This window comes from Gilliamella sp. Nev5-1, from assembly GCF_001690895.1.
GTDB lineage: Bacteria > Pseudomonadota > Gammaproteobacteria > Enterobacterales > Orbaceae > Gilliamella > Gilliamella apicola_C.
The window spans coordinates 1-17,580 of sequence record NZ_LZHO01000083.1 but is presented as its reverse complement, the minus strand read 5'-3'; the positions used below and the strand labels follow the sequence as shown (position 1 = coordinate 17,580).

The 17,580-nt window shown below is 37.7% G+C and carries 24 protein-coding genes; all 24 read right to left on the bottom strand.

Going from position 1 to position 17,580, the window contains the following annotated elements; translation table 11 throughout:
• Nucleotides 1-46: 46 nt before the first annotated feature.
• Nucleotides 47-3,049 (bottom strand): tape measure protein, encoded by a 3,003-nt coding sequence (locus A9G41_RS11480; protein ID WP_075539705.1) that lies wholly within the window; start codon nucleotides 3,047-3,049, stop codon nucleotides 47-49.
• A gap of 78 nt (nucleotides 3,050-3,127) precedes the next feature.
• Nucleotides 3,128-3,853, bottom strand: a complete 726-nt coding sequence (locus A9G41_RS11475) for a hypothetical protein (protein ID WP_065582240.1) — start codon at nucleotides 3,851-3,853, stop codon at nucleotides 3,128-3,130.
• Between the two features lie 3 nt (nucleotides 3,854-3,856).
• Nucleotides 3,857-5,017, bottom strand: a complete 1,161-nt coding sequence (locus A9G41_RS11470; protein WP_075539708.1) for an AAA family ATPase — start codon at nucleotides 5,015-5,017, stop codon at nucleotides 3,857-3,859.
• 119 nt (nucleotides 5,018-5,136) lie between these two features.
• Complete coding sequence (locus tag A9G41_RS11465) at nucleotides 5,137-5,718, bottom strand: DUF6246 family protein (protein WP_065582239.1); 582 nt, start codon at nucleotides 5,716-5,718, stop codon at nucleotides 5,137-5,139.
• Between the two features lies 1 nt (nucleotide 5,719).
• Nucleotides 5,720-6,199, bottom strand: a complete 480-nt coding sequence (locus tag A9G41_RS11460) for a phage tail tube protein (RefSeq protein WP_065582238.1) — start codon at nucleotides 6,197-6,199, stop codon at nucleotides 5,720-5,722.
• Nucleotides 6,200-6,209: 10 nt separating this feature from the next.
• Nucleotides 6,210-6,593, bottom strand: a complete 384-nt coding sequence (locus tag A9G41_RS11455) for a phage tail termination protein (protein ID WP_065582237.1) — start codon at nucleotides 6,591-6,593, stop codon at nucleotides 6,210-6,212.
• Nucleotides 6,590-6,988 carry a hypothetical protein gene (locus A9G41_RS11450; protein WP_065582236.1) on the bottom strand — a complete coding sequence of 133 codons (399 nt, stop codon included), beginning with the start codon at nucleotides 6,986-6,988 and terminating at the stop codon, nucleotides 6,590-6,592. Before A9G41_RS11450 ends, A9G41_RS11455 begins: the two co-directional genes overlap by 4 nt.
• Nucleotides 6,988-7,341, bottom strand: a complete 354-nt coding sequence (locus A9G41_RS11445; RefSeq protein ID WP_065588980.1) for a hypothetical protein — start codon at nucleotides 7,339-7,341, stop codon at nucleotides 6,988-6,990. The genes A9G41_RS11450 and A9G41_RS11445 overlap by 1 nt, the downstream gene beginning before the upstream one ends.
• Nucleotides 7,334-7,717: a DUF7370 family protein gene (locus A9G41_RS11440; protein WP_065582234.1), complete on the bottom strand. Its 384-nt coding sequence runs from the start codon at nucleotides 7,715-7,717 to the stop codon at nucleotides 7,334-7,336. Before A9G41_RS11440 ends, A9G41_RS11445 begins: the two co-directional genes overlap by 8 nt.
• A 2-nt stretch (nucleotides 7,718-7,719) precedes the next feature.
• A complete protein-coding gene (locus A9G41_RS11435; protein ID WP_065582233.1) occupies nucleotides 7,720-8,052 on the bottom strand; it encodes a hypothetical protein in 333 nt (110 codons plus the stop codon).
• Nucleotides 8,053-8,055: 3 nt separating this feature from the next.
• Complete coding sequence (locus A9G41_RS11430; RefSeq protein ID WP_065582232.1) at nucleotides 8,056-9,126, bottom strand: major capsid protein; 1,071 nt, start codon at nucleotides 9,124-9,126, stop codon at nucleotides 8,056-8,058.
• 9 nt (nucleotides 9,127-9,135) lie between these two features.
• Nucleotides 9,136-9,564 (bottom strand): hypothetical protein, encoded by a 429-nt coding sequence (locus A9G41_RS11425; protein ID WP_065582231.1) that lies wholly within the window; start codon nucleotides 9,562-9,564, stop codon nucleotides 9,136-9,138.
• Entirely contained in the window at nucleotides 9,564-10,733 is a 1,170-nt protein-coding gene (locus tag A9G41_RS11420) for a DUF2213 domain-containing protein (protein ID WP_065582230.1), read from the bottom strand. The genes A9G41_RS11425 and A9G41_RS11420 overlap by 1 nt, the downstream gene beginning before the upstream one ends.
• A 61-nt stretch (nucleotides 10,734-10,794) precedes the next feature.
• On the bottom strand, nucleotides 10,795-10,968 hold the full coding sequence (locus tag A9G41_RS14345) for a hypothetical protein (RefSeq protein WP_174798208.1): 174 nt from the start codon (nucleotides 10,966-10,968) through the stop codon (nucleotides 10,795-10,797).
• Nucleotides 10,965-12,611 carry a phage minor head protein gene (locus A9G41_RS11415; protein WP_143425469.1) on the bottom strand — a complete coding sequence of 549 codons (1,647 nt, stop codon included), beginning with the start codon at nucleotides 12,609-12,611 and terminating at the stop codon, nucleotides 10,965-10,967. Before A9G41_RS11415 ends, A9G41_RS14345 begins: the two co-directional genes overlap by 4 nt.
• The gene (locus tag A9G41_RS11410; protein ID WP_081302163.1) at nucleotides 12,553-14,001 is read right to left on the bottom strand and encodes an anti-CBASS protein Acb1 family protein; all 1,449 of its coding nucleotides are present in this window, start codon (nucleotides 13,999-14,001) and stop codon (nucleotides 12,553-12,555) included. Before A9G41_RS11410 ends, A9G41_RS11415 begins: the two co-directional genes overlap by 59 nt.
• A gap of 2 nt (nucleotides 14,002-14,003) precedes the next feature.
• The gene (locus tag A9G41_RS11405; RefSeq protein ID WP_065582228.1) at nucleotides 14,004-15,233 is read right to left on the bottom strand and encodes a PBSX family phage terminase large subunit; all 1,230 of its coding nucleotides are present in this window, start codon (nucleotides 15,231-15,233) and stop codon (nucleotides 14,004-14,006) included.
• Between the two features lie 5 nt (nucleotides 15,234-15,238).
• Nucleotides 15,239-15,634: a DNA-packaging protein gene (locus A9G41_RS11400; protein ID WP_065582227.1), complete on the bottom strand. Its 396-nt coding sequence runs from the start codon at nucleotides 15,632-15,634 to the stop codon at nucleotides 15,239-15,241.
• A gap of 9 nt (nucleotides 15,635-15,643) precedes the next feature.
• On the bottom strand, nucleotides 15,644-15,841 hold the full coding sequence (locus tag A9G41_RS11395) for a hypothetical protein (RefSeq protein ID WP_065582226.1): 198 nt from the start codon (nucleotides 15,839-15,841) through the stop codon (nucleotides 15,644-15,646).
• A 33-nt stretch (nucleotides 15,842-15,874) separates the two neighbouring features.
• A complete protein-coding gene (locus A9G41_RS11390) occupies nucleotides 15,875-16,210 on the bottom strand; it encodes a hypothetical protein (protein ID WP_065582225.1) in 336 nt (111 codons plus the stop codon).
• Between the two features lie 58 nt (nucleotides 16,211-16,268).
• The gene (gene lysC / locus A9G41_RS15125; RefSeq protein ID WP_143425468.1) at nucleotides 16,269-16,499 is read right to left on the bottom strand and encodes an Rz1-like lysis system protein LysC; all 231 of its coding nucleotides are present in this window, start codon (nucleotides 16,497-16,499) and stop codon (nucleotides 16,269-16,271) included.
• Nucleotides 16,408-16,755, bottom strand: a complete 348-nt coding sequence (locus tag A9G41_RS11385) for a DUF2570 domain-containing protein (RefSeq protein ID WP_075539704.1) — start codon at nucleotides 16,753-16,755, stop codon at nucleotides 16,408-16,410. The genes lysC and A9G41_RS11385 overlap by 92 nt, the downstream gene beginning before the upstream one ends.
• A complete protein-coding gene (locus tag A9G41_RS11380; RefSeq protein ID WP_065582152.1) occupies nucleotides 16,752-17,195 on the bottom strand; it encodes a D-Ala-D-Ala carboxypeptidase family metallohydrolase in 444 nt (147 codons plus the stop codon). Before A9G41_RS11380 ends, A9G41_RS11385 begins: the two co-directional genes overlap by 4 nt.
• A complete protein-coding gene (locus tag A9G41_RS11375; protein WP_081302152.1) occupies nucleotides 17,188-17,493 on the bottom strand; it encodes a phage holin, lambda family in 306 nt (101 codons plus the stop codon). Before A9G41_RS11375 ends, A9G41_RS11380 begins: the two co-directional genes overlap by 8 nt.
• Nucleotides 17,494-17,580: the final 87 nt, after the last annotated feature.

The window sequence follows — 17,580 nt, the reverse complement described above, 5'->3', positions numbered from 1 at the left end:
CTTAAATAATTATTTAAGTTAATGGTATGAAATTTTGTCCATTAGATCAACGATGATTTAGCAGCCCTCCTGGTCTTTGTTCTTCTTGAATTACACTTCTGAGCGCTTGTTTCAGCATTCTAGCTGTCTCGTTAGCTGCTTCTTTATTGTCTTGCCCGTCACCAAAAGAGATGTTTTGAGTGATATTATTTATAATAGTTTTACCAGCCGATCCTCGTGATAACTTGTTGGACGGGATAACTTCACCATTTTTATTTGGTATCATGTATTGCTTTCCGTGTGCGACAAACAATTCAGGTTCTCCGCTTTCGTTAACCCTATAAGCTTTCCCAACATCAACACCACCACCTCGAAGTCTTCCCCCTCCGTATGTAATACCTTTTAACGTAGACAAAACTTGTCCACCCGCGCTTGCTACTGCTGCCATGTTTGCCATTTTTGCAGCAGTGGTCGTTGCTGTCTGATCGTTCATCGCTTTCATGATTGCAGAGTTTAAATTAAGCATCGCATCAGCTATCGCAAAGCCTTTGCTGATTGCAAAAAGCGCTTTATATGCTGAGCTTGATTCACCAGCAAAAGCTCCTAGCATATCAGCCATTCCACCGAATAAGTCAGATGATGATTTTAGTATTGCTCTTGTAGACTGTAGCTTAGCTTCTGCTGCTTCATCTTCAAGTTTTTTTCGTTTATCAACAGCATCTTGAGTTATCGCAGTTAAAGCATCTTGATAAGTTTGCTCATTTGCAAGTCCTGTTTCTCGCCATTTGCTTAATTTATCTAACTTCTCTTGCTCGTCAATGTCGATTTGCTCAAGAGGTGATTTTTTATTGTAGATTTCTTGTTTTGCAAAATCTTCACCCGCTTGCGAATTTTGCAAGTTTTCTTGCTCTTGAATTAATCGCTTAAGTTCTTCTGTTTGTGCCGCTGTCGCTTTTGTGCCGATTTGCTGGCTAATTGCAAGTGCTTTCGCTTCAACCGTCATTCCTTTGGCTTCAAGCTTAGCAACTTCTAGCTGATTTTTAAGATTTTTTATTTCTTCTGCATAAGTTCTTGTTGTGCCTCGTCCGCTTTTTTTACTAGCGTTTAGTTTTTCGTTTGCGTCAAACATTTTACCTAACGCGTTAAGTAAAGGCTCTAATGTTTTTCTTACTTCATCTGACATGTCAGCCCATTCGGCGGTTCCATTGATAAGTCCAAGTAAGGCAACTTTATACTTATCGGATTCATCTCCCAGTTCACTTAAAGCATTTTCATAAATATAAGCAGCTTTTTTAGCACCGCTAAGCTTCATTTCTGAAATTTCAAGCTCAGTTGAAAGAGATTTTATTTTTTCATCAATTTTTGTCTTTGTGGCTTTATCGAGTGAATCGATAAATTTATCCGTTTTTTGTGTTGCCTGCTGTGTAGGTCCTGTTATTGCGCCTAAAGCATTTTTATAATGTTGTAACTTAGCTGTCAATTTTTGAGTTGATTGAGAAAAAGTATCAATATCAGCCTTTAATCTTGCAATCTCTTTTTCTAGCCGATCAAGTCCTTTTTCACCAACATATCCCTTAACAATGGCTTCGTTTCTATCTTTTTTATAACTTTCAAGTTTTTTCAGCTCTGCTTGAGCTTTTTTTGTTTGCTTTTCAACTAAGCTTAAGTCATCGTTAATTTCATCTATTTTAGCTGCAAGCTGGTTAGCAGTTAAACTGCTAAGTGATTCATTTACATCATCTACAGCTCCAGCAAAATCCAATGCTTTCTGTTTAGCATCAGCGGCTTTATTTGACCACATTGTCAATGCACCTGCGGCTAAGAACAACATACCCGCTGGGCCACCAAGTAAAGCCATAGCACTTTTTAAACCGTTAGCTGCAAGAGTAGATAATTTCGTTGCAGATGCTAATCTTGTTTGTGCTAAAGCTTCTTTGTCTATTAATAAAGTTCGCTGTTTATCGATATTATTTAGTTGTTTTTCAATTGCTGCTAATTGAATCTTTGACGTTGTGACAGCTTTTAAAGCAACTAGTTCATTGCGTCTAGCTGTTAATTTTTTGCCTTCCACCTCAAGCGATCTAAGCTCTTCTTTTGCTAGATTTCGTTCAGATGTTGCTAGTTTGATATTTTCAATCACTTTCTCAGCACTTTGCTTGGTCGCATTAGCTAGTGATGTGATATATTTACCCGCATAAATAGCGGCAAGCGCACCAACACCCGTCATTAAAATATCGACATGCTGAGACATTAGAATCAGCGAATCAACTAAAACTTTGGTTGCGCCAGTTGAATTATTGAGTTCACCGAGGTATTTTTTTAGGTTATTCGTAACACGATTGATACCATCAGTTACAGTATTACGCATATTATCAGCAAGTGCCGCAGTTTCATCTTGTGCTGCTATCATCGCATCGGTAAAGTCCGACATAGATAACTTGCCATCAGACGCCATTTTCCGAACTTCTGCCTCAGTTTTCTTTAACTGCTTTCCGAGGGTTTTAAGAACGCTTGGCATTGCATTAAAAACAGACATTGCATCGATACCAGCAAGCTTACCTTTCATCTGCGCTTTGGTAAGGGCGTTGATAGCTGATTCTGCGCTTAACGCGTTAGTTTTATTAATTGTCATCAAGTTAGATAACGTATCGATGTAAGACAATGTACTCTGAGTGCTATAACCCAGCTCGCCCATCGAGTTTGAAAGACGGATATATAATTCCGATGATTCCTCAATTGTACGACCGTTTCGGTCAGATGTAGCTAATAGCTGGTCTAAAATATCTTTAGTTTGCGATGCTGTCGCACCAGTATTTTGTATGCGGTCTTCTAGCTCGTTCCAACTTTGAGCATATGCAATGATTTGGCTAGAAACCAAAGCAGCAGATACAGCTTTAGCAATAGTAGTAAGTTTACTCATTGAGCCGCTCAGAGAATTAACGGATTTATCCGTTTTATTGAAGCCGTCTTGTGCTCGTTGATTAAAACTTGATATCTGTTTATCAGCTGTCAATAAATCGCCCGTTTTGGCTTCAATTGTGTAATATATACTTCCTGCTTCAAATGACATAAAAACCTCTTATAGAAATTTAGGTAATAAAAAACCACCCGAAGGTGGTTTAATTGAATTTGGTTGGTTAACGATAAGTTATCTAGAGTCTAGGGCTATTTTTTTGCAGGTTTCATACATTTCATTAAGATCATCATCCCATAAGTCATTATCGATTAAAACTTGTTTGATTATTTTTGTATCTTTGTTATTAAGCAAAGTAAAAGCGAGAAAAGCAGAAAAAGCTTTATCTGGTTGGCACAGTTCCAGTGTTGTGATCATATTATTTCTAACATAATCAATATTACTTTTATTATTAACTAAATCGTCTATATATTTATTTATACGATTTGAAGCCTCGAATCTTGATTGCAACAATCGTTCATAGTCATTTAAAGCCAATTTTTTAATAGTATTGTCACCTTTTGAGCCTGCATTTTCTTTTGGATACAAACGACAAGCTTGAATAGATAAATGTAATTTAGGATCATCCTCATAAGGATTTATAATAGGTGTTATAACAACATCCAAACTCCCCTTTCTGAGATTACACCTTTTACATGAAGGTAACAAATTATCCCAATTTACGACTTCATCAGGATATCGTTTTTTACATTTAAAATGCTCAACTTCAACGTATGAATCTTCAATCTGTAATTGACATTCACAATAAGCGCATTTAGAGTTGCTGCTTTCTAATAATCGCTCCTTTATTTTTTCGTGATTCCATACAGTATCAGAATTAGACTTATACCTTTCTATTAGTTCTTGAACTTTATCATCGCTTAAGTAATCGGGTTTTTTCCCTTTTTCTAACTTAATCATGGATTAACCCTTAAGCCCATCCAATTGCATTTTAAAAAGTGCTCTTAAAGGGTATGTAGGATGAAGTAATTTATCTAATTCGTTATGAGCTTCAGTAGCAGCTTTTATATCATTATCATCTAGCGCCCTACTAAATTTTGTGTAAACTTCCCTATATTTTTCTGTTCGAACATCTCTCATACCCATTACATCAGTAAGAATTTCCTCAACTGTCCATCCTTTAAAGCCATGTGGGGCGATATCTAAGGTTCTTTTTTCTAAATGACCATTCTGCCCAGATAAAGCTATAACTTCGTTCGCCTCGGCGGTTTGAATAACGTGAGGGCTATGCGTACTGATGATAAATTGGGCTTTCGGAAATGTTTTTGTAAGAACGCTGCAAATTTTACCTTGCCATTCAGGATGAAGATGTAACTCTATCTCATCAATTAGAATAATTCCATTAAAGTCTGATGCTAAAACATTGTTGTTTTGGAATCGATATTCAATTTCTTTAATTATGCCCAATAAAATAAATAAAATAGACCTAAATCCAGAAGATAAAAGCTCAAAATATATTTCTCCTGTAGGTGTTTTTACAATTATCTCATTTTGAGTAGTGGTTTTATAAAATGTAACCTTATTATCAAGTAACGAAAAACAGCTTATTGCTAATTTAATGTTTTCTTGTTGAACATCAGTTAAATTATTAGCATGCGCGCCATGCAAATATCTAGAAACAAACCATTGTTTTATATCATTATTATCTAAACCTTCAGCGTTTTCCGATGTTCTATTGGTAACGTCTGGGTCTGAATTAATACTACTTTCTCGCCTATATTTAAAAACGCGATTAACTTTTAAATATAGTAAATTGAAATTTGCATTTTCATCATCATTAACACATTCCCATTTTGTATAGGTAAGATTTGTATATTTTTTCTTTATTGGTCGCGAAATTACTTTTCCATCTACTGAGCTTTTTATGCATCCTTGCTCAAAACCTGATTTAACACTAATAGATATCGGTTCATAACCTGAAAACAATGATGCAATTGAATCCAAAATATTTGTTTTACCTATCCCGTTTTCACCGCAAATAATATTTAAGTTGGGGTCAAAACTATCTAACGACAAGCTAGATATACCGCCAACATTTTCTATTTTTAGTGATTCAATTTTCATTGCATTATCCTGTTTATTTTTATCGTCAGAATAATAGCATAATATTTCGATAAGTTGATCATTAAATGATCTCTTAAAGGTGATGGATTTTTTCATATTATTAATAAACCAAGAAGAAATTAGAGGGTTAATCCGACAATAGAATCCGCATAAGACATAGCTGAGTCATAGTCATCTTGTGAAATGATATCTTTATCGTTAGTAGGAAATTTCGCTTCCATGGCTTCTTGAAAAGCGGTCATTGACATGTTCCATGCGTCAAATTCACTCATCCCCAAATGAGCAACTGCCATATAAACAAATTTTTTGGCATGAAATTCATTGCTATAGCTTGCATCTTCGCTAGTTTTTTTAGGCGAAACATCACCGATTAAGCCGTGCTTTAACAAATGCTGAGATAGAATCAATTTATCTTCAACAGGTATTGCCGCCTCAATATTAACCAACTTGTCTTCGCCTTTGAGATAACCAGTAATAACAGAACAATCCGTTGTACAACAAGCCTCAAGTATTTTGTCAGCGCATTCTATAACGGATGTGAAATTGTCATTATTTATTTCGCCAAAAATTATAGAAAAAATCTCAACTATTTCATCTGGTTTACCAATCTTTGTCATGTTAAAAAAAGACGGGATAAATAAATAATCAGTTTCTTTATGATGAATTATAAATTCCCCAATGTCCTTTATTACTGGTTTCATTCTACGTCCTTTTTGGTGGAATAACTGTTCTAGTCACGTTATTTGCGCTAGTACCCTCAATAGACCATGTGCATACATCATCATACGGGTATTCTTCGGTTAATGAGGACAACAAATAGCACCCCTCGATCACTCTGTTAATAGTTGGATTGACAATTTTAATCCAAGCATATGGTTGCCCGTCAGTGTCCTGTGATGGGCTTTCAATGTGATCTAATAAGGCACTTTGATTCTGGATGTCATCACCTCGAGAAATACCGTCAAATGACACTGTCTTTTCCTTGGTTGTAACCATTGATTCAGTTGTACCATCTTCGGATGTATCGGCTGTAACATCAATTGTGTTCCAATTCACGCCTCGTGACTTACCCCGAATCATTCCCAACCGCTTATAATCCGCATCATTTGGTTTTTTGTCTGGATTACCGATTGAATAATAAACACCGACCTTTCGACCAGTTCCTGCATTGCTTTTAGCCATAATGTACCTCTTATCTTGATATAATCATTTGAGCAGTAAATTCGAAAATAAACCGCCCTTCTTCTGTGTTTGATTGCGTTATTCCGCCGATTGGGTTCATTGAAATAACATTATTAGATTCAAAATCATCTAGCATAAACTGCCTGATTTCATCCGCTCTATCATTAACTGCTACAATATTCGAATCATTAATCGCTGAAATAATTACAATCCTAAAATAATCTCGTGTTACTGCTTCGCTGGCATTACCTCCGCCAGCAGGGACGATCACAATATATCTATTGGATTTTGTATTTTTTACTTCAACCCACTTCCGAAATTGTAAGATGTAATCATCAAGTAAATTATGTGAATTTAGCCAGTCTTTGATTGAGTTATATGTATCAGAAATCATATTTTGTAACCATCTTTAATAACTTGCTCAATAGCCTGCTTTCCGTCCCTTTCAAAACCCTTTTCAACAAAGTGAGGTTCTGCGTTGGGAGACCAATAATCCCCCTGAGATTTCTTACCGGTACGCTTACCTTTTGCTGTACCTTTGGCATTGTTAACAAATGCTGCGTAATTAGCAGTATAACCAACTCGACCAGTCCAGCCTTTTGGTATTGGTTTTAGTTCTCTATACTGCGAATTAATTAGCGTTGAAGTGTCTCTAGGTGTGATTGGAGCTACAAAAGACATACCAACAATCATAATTTGCTGGATAATTCTTTGAGTTCTGATGTTGGCAATTTCATTAGTTATCTTTTGAATATTTCTGTTCACCTTTGAAACGCCTTTAACTACCATTATGTAACTACCTCGTAATCTGGGATTTCACCAAAAACGCTCATGTCATATTCAAGCACAAACTTCACTTGTTCAGCGTTTGAGGCTTCTAACTGTAATGAAGTTTTATCGCCTTTTACTATGAAGTCACCCTGCTTAATTCGATTGTCTTCGGTGTAAAAAGTTGTTTTTCTTACCCTTTCAACCCCTAAGGAATCAATGTAAGCACCTAATGCGTTTGGCGCTTCATCTTTCCATGTGCATTTCACCAAATAAGGTTGACCATAAGTATCAACATTGTTTTCTCCGTCGTATCCCATGTGAGGATATACGGTTGCAACATTTGTATAGCTCCAATTCGCTGTATTACTCATCCCTACCTCCAACAACTAAAAAAAATGATTTTTTTGAGCAAGAAATATCTAGACAATCAGTACAGCCGTGGACATCAAGATTTTTTAGCAATGAGTACATGGATTTAAAACCCACATCATCATATTTAAATGACCTTGACGCACCGCTTGGTGCTGATTGTGATGCGATTTTTCTTGCTCCTTGCATTTGAGCCAGTAAGCAAGCGGAATAAATCAATATTAAAAGCTGATCGGCTTCTGAATAACCATGAGCTACCAAGCAATCACTGATTGAGTTGACTTTTTTAAGGATTGCATCAATAACTAAGCTCGGTACAGAATAACCAAGCTCTGATAACATTTGATTAACGTCTTCTGCGGTTACCTGTACCGTCATCTTTATTCTCCTAATTTAGCAAGAGCCACGCTATAAATACGCTTAGCAAAATCAGCTTTCACCTCGCCTTTCTCTTGAGTTACATCCAAATTATTTGCTTCGACAAACTCTTTTAGTCCATCAACAGTCAACTTGCTAAGGTCAACATCTTTATCTTCTATTTTTAGAATTAAAAGAGTTTCTGGGGGTGTGATTTTAATATCCTCAATAACAATTACACACCCAACAAACGCTGGCGGTATATCCTTGACCTTAAACTCATGCCCGATAGGTAGTTCAGCCACTGCACCATCAATGCGGCCGAAACAGCCGCGTTTAGTTACTCGCAATTTCATTGATTACCCCCTTGCATTAAACACTTTGCTTTTGCCGTTAAAGTCTCGTTTGATTTGTAAACCAAATGCCGACCAAACCAATGTTTGATAATTATCATGTGGGTTGATTCGCTGCTTCATGAATGAACCGATTGGTGCTGCAATACGTGTTTTGATGTATTGAGCGTTACGAACGTAACCAATAAAGTGATTGCCTTTTAACTCAAATGTTTTGGTGAATGAACCAATGTGCGCTGAGTAACGTAAAATATAGTCTTTTACTGTCCCCTCTTTAAATCCATTTGAATTAGAGTAAGGAAGATTTAAACGGCGCTCAATTTCAGGAGAGATAAAGACTTTTAATTGTTCTGACACTAAATTGGCATCAAGAATGACTACAAAGTCTTTTGTGAAGAAATTAATAATATCGTCGTTACTTGTTGAGGTAGAAGTTAAATCAATATTTAAACCAGACGCACTTAAATCCACTTGATTTGTATGTGGATGATTAGTGATACCTTTACCCTCAAAGTTTTGTACTTTGATTTTTTCATCACCCGTTAAAATGTATTGCGCCATATCTTGGCGTAATGCTGCAACTGCCGCTTCTTGGTCATCTGACATTGCGTCGATGTTTTCAGTTTGCAAGCCTAACCATTCACGCCATTCACGAGCATAGCCTGTTTTAAAAATTGGCACAGGGTCGCCGTAATGGTCATAAACAACCTTATCTAGCGTTTCTGGCTCTTGTCCTGACATTGAGCGATTAACATATCCTGCATCGCTTGAAACGCGATATAGTGCCGCTGTTTTACCAATAGAGATAGGCGTACCTAACGATAATAAATCATCAAGTAATGGCGCGCCCTCGTCATCACGAATAACACGGGTAGTCACGTTATCCACTTCACGCCAGTAATCTTGGGTTAAGATTGCGGCTTGATTAACTTCAATAGCATTGCCGTGTGTTGCGCTCATTTGGTTTTGAGCGTTATTAAAGATTTGACGGCTTGCTTTTAACTGATTCCAAGCCTGTGCTACTTGAGCGGAATTGGTAATTAATTTTTTATTAAAAATAATCTTTTCGTTCTTCATTATTGCTCCTTAAGCTTTACGAACTCGAACTTGTTCAGCGGTTGCGCCAACGGTATAGGTTTCAAATGCATAGAACAGCACCGCATCAGTACCACTTGCTTTTTTTAGTGTACCGTCACCGTTAGATGTTAATTTGTCGCCAACTGTTAACGCTTCATCTGCTTTTACTAAAACATGGTAAGTAACATCATCTTCACAAATAATGGCGATGCCTGATGTGTCATTAGGTACATTGTCACGGATATCATGGCCACCCAGATAATCATTTGTGATGACTAATGCTTGGGTTTGCTCACCTGCTGCCGAATGTTTCATTAACTTATTGTTAACCACAGCAACCAAAGAGCATGGCGCAATCGCTTCACCTGTTTTTAAGTCAATTGTTTGTGGGTCGTTTTTGCGTGCTGGACCACCAATCACGGTTTTAAATCGAATCATTACTCTGGAGCCTCCATATTTAATAGTGAATTATCTGAATTATTAGCAAAACCACCGCTAATAGGCGCTGTTTTAACGCACTGTGCGTATAAGGCATCTAACGGCTCACCAGATAGCGCATTTACCGCAGTTTGTGTCATGTTGAACTTGTTTTTTACTGCTTCTCGCTTAACTGAGAGTTCTTTTTCTGTGTTGGCATTTACTGCTAATTCCAGACTTGAAACCTTATTCATCAATGCTTTTGCCCATGCTGGCGCATCTTCGGCATTAGTTGCATTTTTCTTTTCCTGTTCAGCTTTTTTCTTTTCTTCTTCCTCAGAAGTTTTCTTTTTCTCAATCGCTTCTTTGGTTGTTTGCTCGTTATAAGCCTTTAACAGTTGCTCATCTGATAAGCCATCGGTCTTAATACCTGCAGCATTTAGAGCTAGTAAGATTTTTTCTTTCATTAAGTCTTCTTCCTCTTTTTGATTAAATTTAAATACGCTTAAAACCTCTTTAATGGTTTTACTAATTACATTGCTTATTGAATCTTCTGAACACTCAATAAGGCTTACATTTTCAATTGGCGATTTTTCACCGTTGGAGTTAACAAAAATACCCACTCCGTCATCTGGCGTGGCAGCACCTTGTTTGTCAGGTAATATTGCGACATGATCGAACTTCATGTTTCGAGCTATTGACTTGTACCGTTTACCTTTTGATGTGCCTGATTGATTATCTGGCGTGTAAGTTAGCCCAGTTGACACGTGAATCGGTGTGGTATTTTTTCCGCTCATCATGTCATCAAGTCGATTTACAAGCATTCGCCCCTTTTCAGTGCTTTCAGCAAATTTTCTATCGATATAGGCATCCATTAAGACTTTATCGTTAGATTTACGAACATTTCTGCCCCAAGCACCAATATAGAAGTTATTAATAGCTTGAGGGTTTAATGCAGAAACGTGCTCGTTATTTATTCGTGGATGGTCAAGTGGCATTAAATTATCATTTAATGTCATGTACGATTTGTTAATTTCATCTGCCGGATAGAAAATTCCGTTCATGACAATATCATCCACGATAGGGACCACATCATTGATAACAATGTGCTCTTTCCCGTCAATGATTTGCGTTGATATTTTGGATTTACTATTAACGACAGATAAAACATTTACACTTTTAAGTGTCATGCTTTACCTCGTGTGGATTTTAGATATAAAAAAACCGCCAGAGGGCGGTTCAGTGAATTAATTACTCATTCCTTATAACAAACAGAGATTCAGCAAAACTCGCTAACATGCGCCTTTCCGTTTTGTCGGCAGCTTGGTCGATAATTTGTTGCAATTGTTCCTCTGCGTCATCAGGAAGTGGCTCGGTGTTAATCAGTTTAGTTGCTTGCTCAACTAATAAATCAAACTTATTCATTTAATGCCCTTATCTAACGATTGGAAAAATTTAAATAGTTCTGCATGTAGTCTTTTTTTAGCTTCTATGCGATTTTCAATATACAACGAAAACGCCTCAGCGACAAATTCTCGTTTGTTACGTTGAGCATACTTACTAATTGCGTGTGCCCAACCTCGTCCCCACAATTTCTTAATGATATTATCAATTTCTTCCTGGTGTTGATAATGTAATGCGTGTCCCATCTCATGAGCATAAACGCCTCTTGGAGTTGATACCGCTATCCACGGGATGTAATCCATTTCATGAATTATTTTAGCTAATTCTTCGTTATTAGTCTGACCAATCATATTTATAGAGCTTCGTTTATATCCATTTGCTTTACTTTTTAAATCCTCTTCTAACAACGCTTTTTTATCAACGCTATCAGATGTAATAAGCAATGCATTAGCTTTATGTGAATACGCAGCCAACATCTCTTTTGGAGGTTCTGGGTATTTATAAATATCACCTGTTATTGTTCCAGCATACCTAAATTTAGGTAGGTTAAATCGTTCTTGAATTTCCGATACCAATTTCAGGCATGGTGCTAACTCTTTAGTATCAATATCTGGCGGTAGGTTTGAGGTTTCAGTAATGTGTTTTCTTGCCCATTCATTAGCGTCTTCAACAGAATTTAAGCTTTGCTGTTTCGGTTTGTTTTGTTCACGCCATTCATCAGATTCTTTCAATAATCTGTCAATACTTGCTTGATTATATGGATCACCTTTTTCATTAAGCAGCACCGCAACTTGAGCGCAATAACAATTGTATCGATTACCGCTTTCTTCATACCAATCAGCTACTTGTTCAACAGTATAAACCTTGCCGTGTCTATCGACATGTGTAGATCTAGAAGTAGGCTTTAAAGCAGACATATGTAATAAGCCTGTTTTTAACCCTAACTCCTCTTGAGTGCGTTTAGTTTCGTCCCATGTTGCTTGACGAAGTGCGCCTACTTGTTCAGTTTGCGCCAAGGCTTTAGCTCTGCTATATGAAACATCAATACGCTTACTGATAATATCGGCTGTTTCTCTCGGATTAATCCCTCGGGCTACAGCGCTACTTAAAACCGTACCTAAATCACTTTTTAGATTATCCGCAAGCCCTTTCCAGTCGTTGAATGTTGCTGTATATGCAAGCCCGATTCGGCGAATGTAAGCATCACTAAATAACAGTGATTCCAGTGATGTAGCTTGTGAATAAAGTGGTGATTGAGTGGATAGATTATGAAAAGTGCGATTAGTCCCCATTTGATACATATCAGCAACAAACTTACCTGCCCAAAACTTCTCAATACCGCCATCAATTAAGTTTTCATCAACAATTTCTTGAATGCGAGTTAACACCCTAGCAAGTTGATTGCCGTCAATAGTGTAATTAACACTAGCATTAACGACATAGAGTGTATTATCAACGAATATCGCTGTTTTAATCGGCTCTTTAGCATAGTGGCCTAAGCTTAATTCGATATGCTCAATAATTGATTGTTTGATTGTTTTGTAGCGTTTTTGTATTTCGCTACGCATTTGAAGAATTTGTTTATTTGATAGGGTGGGATTGGTTTTACTTCTCGGTAGTATCGGATTTTTCGGAATCGGTTTTATCAGTCTCGGCTTCTTCAATATCAATATCCTCTAAATCAGGATCAGGCTCATAACCGCCTGCATCTCGTATTTCATTCGGCGTGAACACTGGAATGCCCATCGATTGCTGCGCTTTTACATTAACATCAGACATTTTTAGCATAACCTCGATTCGATCGGCTTGGCTTGGAGCTAATAAATCTGACCATTTCAATGTCAATACGCCGTTTTTTAGCGGCTCAATAACTCTCAATTTGATTAAATGGTTAATCAGATTTTTAATTAATGCTGTTAAAAAACCGTTACGTCGTGACATGCCGCGTTTTGCGTAATCGGCCTTATCCTCATCAGATGCTAATCGCCCGGTTTGTTGACCAAAAATGATTGTAAATGGCATTCTCACCGACGCAGCAAAACTATTTGCTGAAACTGTCCAACCCGAACTCGGGTCAGCTGGTGAAACCGATAATATGTTAGCTGTAGCACCTGATGTGATTAGCGCGCTATCAGTGCCTGAATTTAGCAATGATATTTGTTTATTTAACGCATCAGCTGGTTGTTCAAATCCTCGTCTGCGCAACTCTCGCTCTAGCTCGTCCATATCGGTGTCTGCATCATAATTAACATGGACTTGACGACTAGCGTTTTTGAGGAATCCCTCAGCACTACCGCCAGAGTATTTCATCATGTCGATTAAATCGTTATAACCAACCTCTAGCTGTGATTCACCATCATCTATTGAGTTAATAACAGATGTTTCATTGAGGATAATTACGCGATCTGGATGTATCCTGCGCGATAAATTAGGTTTACCAGAGTTATTGCCGATAGACGCTTCATTAAATTGATACATCGTAACCTGCCCGTAGTTTTCGTCAGATTCATCATTATTCCACTCGCACGCAGTGAGTTGCTCCTCCCATGCGGGAATAATTTTAACGATAGCATCAACAGGATTTAATCTATTCATTACATTAACATCAACTGGCTCATCCCATTTTTTACCATCGCGCAGTTGAATAATTAACCCAGCGTAACGCCCTACAATTCCGCGTTTGTCCGCCTCAATAATTGACGGCCACAATTTGTCATTAAATAAATCAGTTACAATTTTTTCCCACGCAGTTAGTTTTGTATCCTGCTCTCGAATATCACCGTCAATGAATTTTGGATAATCCATCCAGCAAATATCACTCAATCGCTCAACAAAACCACGCGCCGCACTATTTCTTTTGTAGAGTTTATAATAATCATTAAAAGAGAGGTTTTCAGGATAGCCAAATTCGCGATCGATGTATGCCCGTTTGCTGTTATTCATCAACCCGTGTGACGCATATGCTAACCGTTGCCGTTGCACATCTAGGTTACTGTTAATCGCCATTTGCGCGCTATTTAACAGTTGTTCATCCGTTAATTTTGTATAACTCATTATTACCTCATGAATAGCCCTGCTGTTCGTTTATGTTTAATGTAACCATCCAGCGAATAACGTATCGCATCCCAACAATGATTGTTTTTATCCTCAATGATTGGTAGCACTTCATTAGTTACGCGGTCAGTTTTATAGCTGTATAACCGCGCCTCAGTTGCTGTGTGTTTACAGCGAGGATGGATAATGATTTTTTTAAACCCTCGCAGATATGCGATACCGTCCTCGACGCTACCCTGCCATTTTTTCGCTGCTGAGATATTGAAACCCTTGCGCTTGATGTGGCTAATAGTTTCAGGTCGTGAGCAGTCGCCTTTTATCGGCCATTTTCGAGACTCTGGCACTGAATCGTAAAAAGAACCCATCTCGTCTAGTTCGATATTCACGCCGTATGCTTCGTATTCGATGTATAGGCAATCATTGAGAATAAATGAGCGGATTAATGTGTTCGGGTCATTAGCAAAGCCAAAATCCGCACCAAATAGTAAGCGGTCGGATTTTTTATGTAGATTGTCATCAAACTCTTCAACAACATATCGCCCACTTAAAACCTGTTTATCTGAATTTTCGAGATATGCCCCTTCCCAAATCCACGCATATGATGCGTAATCTAGTCTGGCGAGGTCGTTCAACCGCTCTTGCTCTAACACATCAGGAAAAAACGGATTATCGTTATAATTCATCTCAACGATAACCGCATTTTCCGGCGGTGTTTGCCTGAATCTTATATCTGTTGGGCTTCCCTCTGTTTCGGGGTTCCACGTTACCCATATTTCGGAGTTAGTCTCACGAACCGTAGGGGTTAACTTTCGCCATGCGATTTCTGATGCGTTTTCCGCTTCATCAACCCAGCATAATAAAATTCTAGCTTTTGATTTAATACTGTCTAGATTATGACGTAAACCACAAAACACATAACTAACTAACCCGTTCTTTGTTCTGATATAGTTTTGCCCGATATCGTAATAATCAGCTAACCAATCAACCGAGCGAATGGCCTGTTTCACTTCTTCCATGCTTGAATCAGCTAGCGAGTTCATAAACTCACGGGCGCACAGTATTACACCACTTACCCCTGCTTCTGCAAATTGATAACCTTTAATCGCTGTCATTAAAGCAAATGAACGAGTTTTAGCACTACCTCGACCGCCATATGCGCCGCGATACCTAACATTTTCGGCTACAAACACAGATATCAATTTTTTAGGTAACTGTATTTGTGCTGTGGTCATAGTGTTTACTCTTTGGGTGTTACTAACTCTATTCGTGTTGGTTTTGGTGACATCGAGCCGTCGGATGATTGATGGTCTATTTCTTGTTTTTCGCTATAGCCATGATTAGATAGCATCAGCTTTGTAATAGTTGGATTGAATGAGCTAGTTAGCCCACCATTTATTAGTTTATTCTCTTGTAGTGTTTTAATTGCTTCTAGCGTGTCGGAAAACTCTTTGTTTTGTTTTGCGTATTCATACATTGATGACTTGTGCTTACCGAGATAACAAGCTAAGCCTGCAACACTTGGCACTACATCCCCAAATGTTTCGTAGCCCCCAAGTAAGTATTCTTTAGCCTTAATTAAACACTCGGCTAGTTCACTTGGGCGACCTACTTTTTTCTTTTCGCCCTTTTTCATAATCTTTCCTTAAATTAATAATTGAATTTGTGATTGCTCTTGTAGTTTTTGTATCCTATTTGTTAACTCTGGCTTTTTCTCTTTACCCCATCGCCTTAATAAGCGACCTGACATACTAGCCACATCTTTTTCTTTCATGTACTCAAGCATCAAATCGTTATGTTGCTTTATGTAGCTATTTTGCATTTTAATAAGCTGTTCATCCATCCAGTTAAGCGGTTTGATTGATAATGTATTCTATCATTTTTTATTTTTATCTTTATTAATACCCTTTGCTATAGCTAGGCTCACGACCGCAGTCGATACTATTTTGAGAGCACCTTTTAATATACCAGTTGTTGACCTACTGATGTCTTCACTACACCTAGGGCATAATTCATCATCATAAAAATCCCCAACAACAGTATAATTATAACAACCAGGCCAACGGCAAACATAGATAATCTTATAGCAAGAAGGGCATTGGCACTTATCTCTTCTTAATGTATTTTCCTCAATAACTATTGCTGAAACACTCTTTTCACAATAAGGGCACTTCCCACTTGCTTTCCTCTTAGTTTTGTTTTTTAGTTCCATAATTTAACTCCTTTCTAAGTAAATTTGTTAAATTATTATATTTTATTTCCACAAAAAGTTAATGGTTATTTTTGTTACTAATCTCCTTTATCGCCCTTTTATCTGCATTACACTTTTCAATAACATTTAATAAATGTTCGTTATATTTCAAACTATCGCCGAATGTCATTGATTTCGGAGGTAAATTTGGCAGACAATCACTGAGCAAGTTTGCTGGTATCGGTCGATTGACGTAGATTTTTCGCTCTGTTGTACAGGCTGTTAGAGATAACCCTAGGAACACGCTCATTAGCACAGTCATTATTTTTAAGTTGCTCATTGATTCGCTCCTGACGTTCTAGCGATTGGTTTTCTAGCTCGCGTTTGCTTTGCTCATTATCTGCTATGATTTGATTGTTTTTAGCGATGTTCTGATTTAACTGTTCGATTTTTCCGAGCAGTTCATCGTTTGTTTTTTGAATTGCTTCTTTGTCTTTACACAAATTAACAATAACATAAATCATAAATGTAAAAATAATCGCTATTGCCGTGTATGTTTTATTCATTTTAAACCACTCAAATAAACCGTTTTACCGCCCTGCTTGGCTGCTGTTAACACTATTTGGCGATTATGTGTCGGACTAAAACCAATGTGCACCCATTGATTATGCTCTTGAATTAATTTATCGAACTGCACCCCAGCATCAACCAACTGTTGACAAATCTCTTTAGGCGTACCGAATGACGATTTAAAGTCTACCGCTAATCCCTTTGTGTGAGCGCTTGTTGCTACACCGCCAACTTTAGCATTTAGCGCAGGACAGCGATATCCAGACGTGATAATAATTGGCTTACCTAAAGCTTTTCTTACCAACTCCAGCTTAATAGCTGTTAATTGCACGTTGGGCATTAAATCAGCAGGCACAGAGTTATCAATTTTTAATCTACTAGCTGTTGTCGAGCGAGTAAACTCTTCTAGCGTAAAATGTTCAGTTAGCTTAGTCATCGTTGTTGTCAACCCTTTTTCTTAACATTGAATTTGATACTTGACGTAATTTATCAACACCTAAAAATCCAATTGCGCCACCAATAAACGGATTCATACTAACTGGTAAGCCAAAATAGTCTAGCCCACTGCTAGCAGCTAATGACAACGCACCACACAATAACGCTTCAACCCATTTACGGCGTCCGCCTACCCCGTCATATGTTAAACGACCGTAGGCTATAATGATGGATAGAATGACACCGTAAATTAATGGCGCATTCGATTGCAACCATTCCATGATTGATGATTTATACATGTTATTATTCTTCATATGAGTTAATAAGGTGACAGCGTACTAGCTATATTGAGTGGTGTGCGTGTCTAGCTTTGCTGTCGATTCTGT